Source organism: Nonomuraea roseola, from assembly GCF_039535395.1.
Classification (GTDB): Bacteria; Actinomycetota; Actinomycetes; order Streptosporangiales; family Streptosporangiaceae; genus Nonomuraea; species Nonomuraea roseola.
The window spans coordinates 943,406-953,236 of sequence record NZ_BAAAXC010000012.1 but is presented as its reverse complement, the minus strand read 5'-3'; the positions used below and the strand labels follow the sequence as shown (position 1 = coordinate 953,236).

Genomic DNA, 9,831 nt, shown 5'->3' with positions numbered 1-9,831 from the left:
GAGCGTGAGCGCGTGGACGTGGCCGCCCCTCGACGCGGCGGACCAGGTCGACGCCCGCGGTGATGTTGCCCCACTGGTCGCTGCCGCCGATCTGCAGCGAGCAGCCGTGCCTGCGGTACAGCTCGAGGTAGTCGTTGGCCTGCAGGATCTGGTAGCTGAACTCGGTGTAGCTGAGCCCCTCGCCCGCGAGCCTGGCCGCGACGGACTCGCGGGCCAGCATGCGGTTGACGGGGAAGTGCTTGCCGATGTCGCGCAGGAAGTCGATCGCGGACAGCTCGGCGGTCCAGTCGAGGTTGCTGACCATGAGCGCGGCGTTGGGCTGCGCCTCGAAGTCGAGGAATCGTCCGACCTGGCCGCGCAGCCGCTCCACCCATCCGGCGACGACGTCACCCGCGTTGAGTGAACGCTCGGTGTTGCGCCCGCTGGGGTCGCCGATCAGCCCGGTGGCGCCCCCGACCAGCCCGATCGGCCGGTGACCCGCCAGCTGGATGCGGCGTAGCGTCAGCAGCGGCACGAAGTGTCCGACGTGCAGCGAGGGAGCGGTGGGGTCGAAGCCGGCATAGACCGAGATCGGTCCCTTGGCCATGGACGCGCGAAGGGCGTCGAGGTCGGTGGACTGCGCGATCAGACCTCGCCATGCGAGGTCGTCGATGATGTCGGTCACGATTCCGGCTTTCCGAACGAGTGGACATGGACTGGCTACAGAGTGCCCGATCTCGGCACCTGTCGCCACTTGAAAACCCTCCTGCGTGATCATGGCAGACGTTAGGATCCCCTGCCGTGGCCGATTCCTCCGGATCCAACCGTGGCACGATCATCGCGGCCGTCATCGGCGCGGTCGCGACTCTCGCGGCTGCCGGGATCGGCATCCTGGCGACCCAGAGAGCCGCGGGAGACGCCGCGGCCAAGGCGGGCCCCACGGCGACCGTCACGATGACCGTCACCGCGACCGCCACCGTCACCGCCAACAGCGCCGTGACCGCGAACAGCACCGCCCCCGCCGACGACACCGCCACCCCGCCGGGCGAGACGGGCCGGACCACGGGCATGGGTGAACGCTGGCGAGGGGTCTACGCGCTCAAGGACGACGTCTCACTCGAGTTCGACCACGAGAGCGGTGCCAGGACCTCGACCGACGACACGGAGGGCGACGTCCACGGCTGGTTCGCGGCGGAGTCCGCCAAGATCTACGCGCACGACGGCGTCAAGGTGGCCGCCTGGGAGGAGGAGCGCGCACCCACGGCGGAGGAGTGCGCGGCGCGCACCGCGAGCGCCGGAGCCGCCGACCAGGACTAGCGGCGGGCCCCAAGAAGACGGCCGAGGGCGTCTGCGTCCTCAGCTCCGAGGGCAACCTGGCCTGGCTGGAGCTGAAGACGGTCAAGAGCGAGCTCGGCTGGCCGAAGTCGGTGTCGGGGAGCGCGGTCGTCTGGGGGCGGTAGCCTCGCAGCCATGTGGAGGGTTCGCCGCGAGCTGGTCGCAATCAAGATCCTGGCCGCCGTGGCCTGTGCCGCCCTCGGCGGCTACTGGTACCTCTCCGGCGACGTGCGCGGCGTGATCCTGGCCGTCCCCGCCACCCTGCTGGTCGGCGCCATGGCGCTCAGAGACCTCCTGGTCCCCGTGCGGCTGGCCACCGACGAGTCCGGCATCACCGTCGCGCACGGCTACGCGGGCTCCCGCCACGTCCCCTGGGACCAGATCGAGGACATCAAGGTCGACGTGCGAACCCGCTACGGCAGGCGCAGCGAGATGCTGGAGATTGACACCGGCGACAACCTGCACCTGTTCAGCCGTTCCGACCTCGGGGTCTCGCCCACCGAGGTCGCCGCGGAGCTGCGACGGCTCAGGGCGGCGTAGCCGGGAGCCGTTCAGCCACGCCGCCTGGGCACGTGCGGCCGGTACGGCGAGACCGTCGGATCCCCCTCGATCCAGAACCGCCAGGGGGTGTCGGCCCCTGTGGAGATCCCGGTCCTCGGTCCCGCGAGCACCGAGGCGGGCGGGGACCCGTCGAGCACCTTGCCGATCATGTCCAGGCCGTTGTCCTCGCGCCCCCAGCCGAGCGCCACGGCCAGCCTGGCGGGGCCTCTGGCCAGGTCGCGGTCGCGGGCCCCGTTGCGCCGTGCCCTGGCCACGTCGAGGCCCGACACGATCTCGCCCGCGCGCAGCAGGATGGCCGAGCCGTGCCCCTCGGGCAGGCAGACGAGGTTGGCGCAGTAGTGCATGCCGTAGGTGAAGTAGACGTACAGATGCCCCGGCGGGCCGAACATCACCGAGTTGCGCGGGGTCTGTCCTCGGTAGGTGTGAGAGGCGGGGTCCTCCCCCGGCAGGCCGTACGCCTCGACCTCGGTCAGCCTGACGCCGACCTCGCCGTGCACGAGGACGCGCCCGAGCAGTTCGGGCGCGACCTCGTGAGCTGGCCTGTCGAAGAAGTCCCTGCTCAGGAGCCCGAGGCCCATGCCGCCTGGGCGTCGACAGCCTCGCGAAGCGCCGCGATCTGGTCGCGGACCCTGTCGGGCGCGGTGCCGCCGTGCGCCTTGCGCGCGGCCAGCGCGCCCGGCACGTTGAGCACGTCGCGCACGTCGGGGGTCAGGTGCGGGGAGACCTTCGCCAGGTCCTCGTCGCTGACCTCGCCCAGGTCGACGTCGTTGACCTGGCAGTAGACGACCAGGTGGCCGACGGCCTCGTGCGCGTCGCGGAAGGCCACGCCCTTGCGCACGAGCAGCTCGGCCAGGTCGGTGGCCAGCGCGAAGCCGTCGGAGGCGGTCGCCGACATGCGCGCGGTGTTGACGCGCATCGTGGAGACCAGCCCCGCGACCGCGGGGAGCACCAGCAGCAGGGTGTCGACGGTGTCGAAGACCGGCTCCTTGTCCTCCTGCAGGTCGCGGTTGTAGGTCAGGGGCAGGCCCTTCAGCACGGTCAGCATCGACATGAGGTTGCCGATGAGCCGGCCCGACTTGCCGCGCGCCAGCTCGGCGACGTCGGGGTTCTTCTTCTGCGGCATGATCGACGAGCCCGTGGAGTAGGCGTCGTCCATCTCGATCCAGCGGAACTCCTGCGAGGCCCACAGGACGATCTCCTCGCCCAGCCTCGACAGGTGGACGCCGATCATCGCCGCGTCGAAGAGGAACTCGGCGGCGAAGTCGCGGTCGGCGACGGCGTCCATCGAGTTCGGCGCCGCCGCGGAGAAGCCGAGCTCCTCGGCGACCACGACGGGGTCGAGCGGCAGCGACGAGCCGGCCAGCGCGCCGGAGCCGAGCGGCGAGATCGCGGCCCGCTTGTCCCAGTCGATCAGCCTGTCGATGTCGCGGGCGAAGGCGTGCACGTGCGCGAGCAGTTGGTGGCCGAACGAGACCGGCTGCGCGTGCTGCAGGTGCGTCATGCCGGGCGCGGCCGTGTCGGCGTGCGTGGCGGCCTGCGCCATGAGCGCCGTCTCCAGCTCCACCAGCCTGGAGATGATCGTGCGCACGTGGTCGCGCAGGTACAGGCGCAGGTCGGTGGCGATCTGGTCGTTGCGGCTGCGCCCCGCGCGCAGTTTGCCGCCAAGCGAGCCGAGCCGCTCGAGCAGCCCGCGCTCCAGCGCGGTGTGCACGTCCTCGTCGGCGACCGTCGGCCTGAACTCGCCCGTCTTGCAGGCGGTCTCCAGGTCGTCGAGCGCGCCGATCATGCGCTCGAGCTCCTCGTCCGTCAGCAGCCCCGCCCTGTTGAGCACGCGGGCGTGCGCCCGCGAAGCCATCAGGTCGTACGGCACCAGCCGCCAGTCGAAGTGCACGCTCACCGACAGCCGAGCCAGCGCGTCGGCGGGGCCCGACTCGAAACGCCCGCCCCACAGCCTCATCGGCTTGCCACCATCACTCACCGTAGTCTCCTCCTCGTCACCCGCGATCCTAGCCATGCCTGGCGTCACGGGCTGCCGCGATCTTGGAGGGGAGGCTCCACAGCTGGACGAAGCCCTTGGCCAGGGACTGGTCGAAGGTGTCGCCCGTGTCGTAGGTGGCCAGCGAGAAGTCGTACAGCGACTCCTCCGAGCGCCTGCCGGTGACGACGGCGCGGCCGCCGTGCAGGGTCATCCTGATGTCGCCGGAGACGTACTTCTGGGCGTCGGCGATGAAGGTGTCGAGGGCGTCCTTCAGCGGCGAGAACCACAGGCCGTCGTAGACCAGCTCGCTCCAGCGCTGGTCGACGCCGCGCTTGAACCTGGCCAGGTCTCGCTCCACGGTGACGTTCTCGAGCTCCATGTGCGCGGTGATCAGCGCGATCGCGCCCGGCGCCTCGTAGACCTCGCGCGACTTGATGCCGACGAGCCTGTCCTCGACCATGTCGATCCTGCCGACGCCCTGGGCGCCGGCGCGCCTGTTCAGCTCGTCGATGATCTGGAACGGGGTCAGCGCCCTGCCGTCGAGGGCGACGGGCACGCCCTCCTTGAAGGTGATGACGACCTCGTCGGCGTCGCGCGGCTGGGCCGGGTCGGAAGTGTAGGCGAAGATGTCCTCGGTCGGGCCGTTCCAGATGTCCTCGAGGAAGCCGGTCTCGATGGCCCTGCCCCACAGGTTCTGGTCGATCGAGTACGGGTTCTTCTTGGTGGTCTCGATCGGCAGGCCCTTGTCCTCGGCGAAGGCGATGGCCTTGTCGCGGGTCCAGGCGTAGTCGCGGGCGGGGGCGACGACCTTGAGCTCGGGCGCGAGCGCGGCGAGGCCCGCCTCGAAGCGCACCTGGTCGTTGCCCTTGCCGGTGCAGCCGTGCGAGACCGTGGTGCCGCCGAACTGCTTGGCCGCGGCGACCAGGTGCTTGACGATCAGCGGGCGCGACAGCGACGACAGCAGCGGGTAGCGGTCCATGTAGAGCGCGTTGGCCTGCAGGGCGGGCACGCAGAAGTCGGCGGCGAACTCCTCCTTGGCGTCCACGACGACCGACTCGACCGCGCCGCAGTCGATGGCGCGCTTCTGGATGACGTCCATGTCCTCGCCACCCTGGCCGAGGTCGACGGCGACGGCGATGACCTCGGCGTCCATCTGCTCGGCGAGGAAGGGGATGGCGACAGAGGTGTCGAGGCCCCCGGAGAACGCTAGTACAACTCTCTCGGACATGATCATGATCCTTTACGATTTGCGATGTTCAGCAGGCTGTCCACGACCGAGGGGCCACCCTGGGGGTCGCGACTGATGACGAGAATGGTGTCGTCCCCCGCCACGGTGCCGAGGATGGACTCCCAGTCGGCGTGGTCGATGGCGGAGGCGAGGAACTGCGCGGCGCCCGGCGGCGTCCTGACGATCACCAGGTTGGCCGAGGCCTCGGCCGAGACCAGGAGCTCCTCTGCGATCCTGTGGAGCCTGGCCGCGGGCGACTCCCCCGTGCCCAAGCGGGCCAGCGGGATGCGTCCGCCGCCCTCGCCGGGCAGCGCGTAGACCAGCGAGCCGTCCTCGGCCCGCAGCTTGAGCGCCCCGAGTTCGTCCAGATCGCGCGAGAGCGTGGCCTGGGTGACCTCGACGCCGCTCTCGGCCAGGAGCTTGGCCAGCTCGGGCTGGGAGCGCACGGCCTGCCGCTGGAGCAGGTCGGTGATCTTCGCCTGCCTGGCGACCTTGGTCATCGGGATGCTCATCGTGACCACAGCCACTGCAGCAGCGCCTTCTGGGCGTGACGGCGGTTCTCCGACTGGTCCCACACGAGGCTGTCCGGCCCGTCGAGCACCTCGGCGGTGATCTCGTAGCCGCGGTAGGCGGGCAGGCAGTGCAGCACGATCGCCTCGCGGTCGGCGCGGGCCATGAGCGCGGCGTTCACCTGGTACGGCATGAGCGCGGCCACGCGCTCCTCCTTGCCCTCCTGGCCCATCGACACCCACGTGTCGGTGGCGATCACGTGCGCGCCTTCGGCGGCGGCCGCAGCCTCCTCCAGCACGCTCACGCTGCCGCCCGTGCCCTTCGCGACCTCCGCGGCCCTGGCGAGGATGCCGGGGTCGGGCCGGTAGCCGGCGGGCGCGGCGACGCGGACGTGCATGCCGGCGGTCGCGCCACCGAGCAGGTAGGAGTGGGCCATGTTGTTGGCGCCGTCGCCCAGGTAGGTGAGCGTGAGCCCGGCGGTCCTGCCGAAGCTCTCCCTGACGGTCTGCAGGTCGGCGAGGATCTGGCAGGGGTGGTACTCGTCGGTCAGCGCGTTGATGACGGGGACGCCCGCGACGGAGGCCATGGCCTCGATGCGCTCCTGTCCTCCGGTCCTCCACACGATGGCGTCGACGTGGCGTTCCAGCACTCTGGCGGTGTCCTCGATCGGCTCGCCCCTGCCCATCTGGGAGGTGCCGCCGTCGATGATCAGCGGGACGCCGCCCAGCTCGGCGATGCCGACGGCGAAGGAGACGCGGGTCCTGGTGGACGGCTTGTCGAAGAGCACAGCGATGGTCTTGTTCCCCTCGAAGGGGCGGTAGCCGTACGGGTCCTTCTTCATGGCGTCGGCCAGGTCGAGCACCTCGGCCTGCTCGGCGGGCGAGAGGTCGTCGTCCTTGAGGAAGTGTCTGATGTGCGCCGAGTCCGCGCGGTGCCTGGTCACTTGGCCGCCTCCGTCAGGATCGAGGGGAGGGCGTCGACGAGGGCCTGGATCTCCTCGGCGGTCACCACGAGTGGGGGCGCGAGCCGTACGGCGTCGGGCTGCAGGGCGTTGACCAGGAAGCCGGCGTCCTGCGCGGCCTGCTGCACCTTGCCGGAGACCGGCTCCTCGAGCACGAGGGCCAGCCACAGGCCGCGGCCGCGCACGCCCTTGAGCAGCGGGTGCTTCACCGCCTCCAGCCCTGCGCGCAGCAGGTCGCCCTTGACGGCGGCCTCGGCGGGGTCCACGTTGGCCAGGACGGCGAGCGCGGCGGCGCACGAGACCGGGTTGCCGCCGAAGGTCGAGCCGTGGTCGCCCTTGTCGAAGAGCGTGGCCGCGGGGCCGAAGCCGACGCAGGCGCCGATCGGCAGGCCGCCGCCCAGGCCCTTGGCCAGGGTCAGGACGTCGGGGACGACGCCCTCGGCCTGGTGGGCGAACCAGTGGCCGGTCCTGCCGATGGCCGACTGGATCTCGTCGGCGACCAGCAGCGCGCCAGCGGCGGTGCAGATCTCGCGGGCGGCGCCGAAGTAGCCCTCGGGCGGCGGCACGACGCCCGCCTCGCCCTGTGTGGGCTCGAGGAAGACCGCGATGCAGTCCTCGGTGACGGCCTGCTTGAGCGCGTCGGCGTCGCCGTAGGGGACGAAGCGAACCTCGACGGGGAAGGGGCCGAACTGCTCGCGGATCGCCTTCTTGCCGGTGAGGGAGAGCGCGCCCATCGTGCGGCCGTGGAAGCCGTTCTCCGCGGCGACGAAGTAGGAGCGGCCCGTGGCCTTGCCGTACTTGAGCGCCAGCTTGTAGGCGCACTCGTTGGCCTCGGTGCCGGAGTTGGCGAAGAAGACCTTCGCCGGCTGCTTCAACAGCTCGAGCAGCTTCTCCGCCAGCAGCACCTCGGGCTCGTGCAGGTAGAGGTTGCTGGTGTGGGCGAGGGTGGCGACCTGCCGGGAGACGGCCTCGACCAGCGCGGGGTGGCCGTGTCCGAGGGAGTCGACGGCGATGCCGCCGACGAAGTCGAGGTACTGCCTGCCCTCCACGTCCCACACCGTGCTGCCCTTGCCTCTGGCCAGAGCCAGCGGCGGTACGCCGTAGTTCGGCATGAAGGCGTGTTCGAACCTCTTGTAAAGGTTCATGCGTCCGACTCCGTCGGCCGCATGAACCTGAGGTTGCTGTGTTTCCTGATGAGCTCGCTGCGCTCACTCATTGGGCATCACCATGGTTCCGATTCCGTGGTCGGTGAAGATCTCGAGCAGCAGGGAGTGGGGCACGCGTCCGTCCAGGACGTGGGCCTGGGGCACGCCGCCCTGCACGGCGGTCAGGCAGGCCTCCATCTTGGGCACCATGCCGCTGGACAGCGTGGGCAGCATCTCGGCCAGCTCCGCCGCCTTGAGCTGGTCGATCACGTCGGTGTCGGCGGGCCAGCTGGCGTACAGGCCCTCGACGTCGGTGAGCACGATCAGCTTCTGCGCCCGCAGCGCGACGGCCAGCGCGGCCGCGGCGGTGTCGGCGTTGACGTTGTAGACCTGGCCGTCCACGCCGCGGGCGACGCTGGAGACGACCGGGATGCGACCGTCGTCGAGCAGGGCCTGCACGGCGCCGGGCTCGACCTTGACGATCTCGCCCACCTGGCCGATGTCGACGGGCTCGCCGTCCACGATCGCGGGCTTGCGCTCGGCGGTGAACAGGTGCGCGTCCTCGCCCGACATGCCGACCGCGAACGGGCCGTGGTGGTTGATCAGGCCGACGACGTCGCGGTTGACCTGGCCGACCAGCACCATGCGCACGACCTGCATCGCCTCGGGGGTGGTGACCCGCAGGCCGGCGGTGAAGGTGGACTCGATGCCGAGCCTGTCGAGGTGCGCGCTGATCTGCGGCCCTCCGCCGTGCACCACGACCGGCCGCAGACCCGCGTAACGCAGGAAGACGATGTCCTCGGCGAAGCCCTCCTTGAGCGACTCCTCCGTCATGGCGTTGCCGCCGTACTTGATGACGACGGTCGCGCCGCTGAACCTGGCCAGCCAGGGCAGGGCCTCGATCAGCGTGCTCGCCTTGGCGAGCGCTCCGTTGGCCCTCATGAGGAGTACGCCGAGTTCTCGTGCACGTACGCCGCGGTCAGGTCCGTGGTGTGGATGGTGGCCGAGTGAGGTCCCGCCGACAGGTCGACGGTGATCGTCACGTCGCGCGGGCGCATGTCCACCTTGCTGCGGTCGTCGCCGACGGCGCCGCCCCTGCAGATCCAGATGCCGTTGATGGCGACGTTGATCCGGTCGGGCTCGAAGACCGCGTCGGTGGTGCCGACCGCCGCCAGGACGCGGCCCCAGTTGGGGTCCTCGCCGTGGATGGCGCACTTGAGCAGGTTGGACCTGGAGACCGTGCGGCCCACCTTGACGGCGTCGTCCTCGCTGGCCGCTCCGACGACCTCGATGGCGATCGCCTTGGAGGCGCCTTCGGCGTCGACGAGCAGCTGCCTGGCCAGGTCGGCGCAGACCTCGGTGATCTTCTTCTCGAACTCGGCGAGGTCGGGCGTGACGCCTGAGGCTCCGCTGGCCAGCAGCAGCACGGTGTCGTTCGTCGACATGCAGCCGTCGGCGTCGAGCCTGTCGAAGGTCTTGGCCGTGGCCCTGCGCAGCACCGCGTCGAGCTGCTCGGAGGTGACCTCGGCGTCGGTGGTGATGACGCAGAGCATGGTGGCCAGCGCAGGGGCGAGCATGCCCGCGCCCTTGGCCATCCCGCCGACCATGTATCCGCCCTCGCCGCGCCTGAAGGAGATCTTCGAGACGGTGTCGGTGGTGCGGATGGCGTCGGCCGCGGCCAGGCCGCCGTCGCGGGAGAGCTGCGTGGCCGCGCTGTCGACGCCCGCCAGCAGCGCCTCCATCGGCAGCCGCTCGCCGATCAGGCCGGTGGAGCAGACGGCGATCTCGCCGGCGGAGTCGGTCAGGACCTCGGCGACCTTCTCGGCCGTGGCGTGGGTGTCCTGGAAGCCTTCGGGACCCGTGCAGGCGTTGGCGCCGCCCGAGTTGAGGACGACCGCTCGGACTCGGCCTCCCGCCAGGACCTGCTGCGACCAGAGGACGGGGGCGGCCTTCACGCGGTTGGCGGTGAAGACGCCCGCGGCGGCGCGGCGCGGTCCTTCGTTGACGACGAGGGCGAGGTCGCGGTTTCCGCCGGCCTTGATGCCTGCGGCGATGCCCGCGGCCTTGAAGCCGAGGGGGGCGGTCACACTCATGCGTCCTCCTTCGCCGGCCGCATGCGTGTGCACAGGCCGTG

12 protein-coding genes are annotated in these 9,831 nt (G+C 70.7%); 3 read left to right on the top strand and 9 right to left on the bottom strand.

What is annotated here, in order from left to right:
* The coding region (tyrS, locus tag ABFX55_RS16670) for a tyrosine--tRNA ligase (RefSeq protein ID WP_346121961.1) at window positions 1-664 on the bottom strand (664 nt) is incomplete at its 3' end.
* A gap of 116 nt (window positions 665-780) precedes the next feature.
* Here tyrS and ABFX55_RS16665 point away from each other — a divergent pair.
* Genes ABFX55_RS16665 through ABFX55_RS16655 form a run of 3 tightly spaced genes read left to right on the top strand, consistent with a single transcriptional unit; the run spans window position 781 to window position 1,854 of the window.
* Window positions 781-1,296, top strand: coding sequence for a hypothetical protein (locus ABFX55_RS16665; protein ID WP_346119245.1), 516 nt, complete (start codon window positions 781-783; stop codon window positions 1,294-1,296).
* Window positions 1,251-1,439 (top strand): hypothetical protein, encoded by a 189-nt coding sequence (locus ABFX55_RS16660; RefSeq protein ID WP_346119247.1) that lies wholly within the window; start codon window positions 1,251-1,253, stop codon window positions 1,437-1,439. Before ABFX55_RS16665 ends, ABFX55_RS16660 begins: the two co-directional genes overlap by 46 nt.
* A gap of 10 nt (window positions 1,440-1,449) precedes the next feature.
* Entirely contained in the window at window positions 1,450-1,854 is a 405-nt protein-coding gene (locus tag ABFX55_RS16655) for a PH domain-containing protein (protein WP_346121960.1), read from the top strand.
* 11 nt (window positions 1,855-1,865) lie between these two features.
* Here the strand turns inward: ABFX55_RS16655 and ABFX55_RS16650 are convergent, their stop codons facing one another.
* From ABFX55_RS16650 to argJ, 8 genes are all read right to left on the bottom strand, one after another.
* Window positions 1,866-2,453, bottom strand: a complete 588-nt coding sequence (locus ABFX55_RS16650) for a DNA-3-methyladenine glycosylase (RefSeq protein ID WP_346121958.1) — start codon at window positions 2,451-2,453, stop codon at window positions 1,866-1,868.
* Window positions 2,435-3,889 (bottom strand): argininosuccinate lyase, encoded by a 1,455-nt coding sequence (gene argH, locus ABFX55_RS16645; protein ID WP_346121956.1) that lies wholly within the window; start codon window positions 3,887-3,889, stop codon window positions 2,435-2,437. The genes ABFX55_RS16650 and argH overlap by 19 nt, the downstream gene beginning before the upstream one ends.
* A complete protein-coding gene (locus tag ABFX55_RS16640) occupies window positions 3,882-5,081 on the bottom strand; it encodes an argininosuccinate synthase (protein WP_346121954.1) in 1,200 nt (399 codons plus the stop codon). The genes argH and ABFX55_RS16640 overlap by 8 nt, the downstream gene beginning before the upstream one ends.
* Window positions 5,082-5,083: 2 nt before the next feature.
* Window positions 5,084-5,593 (bottom strand): arginine repressor, encoded by a 510-nt coding sequence (locus ABFX55_RS16635; RefSeq protein ID WP_346122019.1) that lies wholly within the window; start codon window positions 5,591-5,593, stop codon window positions 5,084-5,086.
* Window positions 5,590-6,534 (bottom strand): ornithine carbamoyltransferase, encoded by a 945-nt coding sequence (gene argF / locus ABFX55_RS16630; protein WP_346121952.1) that lies wholly within the window; start codon window positions 6,532-6,534, stop codon window positions 5,590-5,592. The genes ABFX55_RS16635 and argF overlap by 4 nt, the downstream gene beginning before the upstream one ends.
* Entirely contained in the window at window positions 6,531-7,697 is a 1,167-nt protein-coding gene (locus ABFX55_RS16625; RefSeq protein ID WP_346121950.1) for an acetylornithine transaminase, read from the bottom strand. Before ABFX55_RS16625 ends, argF begins: the two co-directional genes overlap by 4 nt.
* Before the next feature lie 63 nt (window positions 7,698-7,760).
* Entirely contained in the window at window positions 7,761-8,639 is an 879-nt protein-coding gene (gene argB / locus ABFX55_RS16620) for an acetylglutamate kinase (RefSeq protein ID WP_346121948.1), read from the bottom strand.
* Window positions 8,636-9,790, bottom strand: coding sequence for a bifunctional glutamate N-acetyltransferase/amino-acid acetyltransferase ArgJ (argJ, locus tag ABFX55_RS16615; RefSeq protein ID WP_346121946.1), 1,155 nt, complete (start codon window positions 9,788-9,790; stop codon window positions 8,636-8,638). Before argJ ends, argB begins: the two co-directional genes overlap by 4 nt.
* Window positions 9,791-9,831 lie beyond the last annotated feature (41 nt).

What these genes read in the sequence shown, in the direction of transcription:
- ABFX55_RS16655 (WP_346121960.1), top strand. Translation starts at nt 1,450, where the DNA reads ATGTGGAGGGTTCGCCGCGAGCTGGTCGCAATCAAGATCCTGGCCGCC.
- ABFX55_RS16650 (WP_346121958.1), bottom strand. Translation starts at nt 2,453, where the DNA reads ATGGGCCTCGGGCTCCTGAGCAGGGACTTCTTCGACAGGCCAGCTCAC.
- argH (WP_346121956.1), bottom strand. Translation starts at nt 3,889, where the DNA reads ATGGCTAGGATCGCGGGTGACGAGGAGGAGACTACGGTGAGTGATGGT.
- ABFX55_RS16640 (WP_346121954.1), bottom strand. Translation starts at nt 5,081, where the DNA reads ATGTCCGAGAGAGTTGTACTAGCGTTCTCCGGGGGCCTCGACACCTCT.
- ABFX55_RS16635 (WP_346122019.1), bottom strand. Translation starts at nt 5,593, where the DNA reads ATGAGCATCCCGATGACCAAGGTCGCCAGGCAGGCGAAGATCACCGAC.
- ABFX55_RS16625 (WP_346121950.1), bottom strand. Translation starts at nt 7,697, where the DNA reads ATGAACCTTTACAAGAGGTTCGAACACGCCTTCATGCCGAACTACGGC.
- argB (WP_346121948.1), bottom strand. Translation starts at nt 8,639, where the DNA reads ATGAGGGCCAACGGAGCGCTCGCCAAGGCGAGCACGCTGATCGAGGCC.
- argJ (WP_346121946.1), bottom strand. Translation starts at nt 9,790, where the DNA reads ATGAGTGTGACCGCCCCCCTCGGCTTCAAGGCCGCGGGCATCGCCGCA.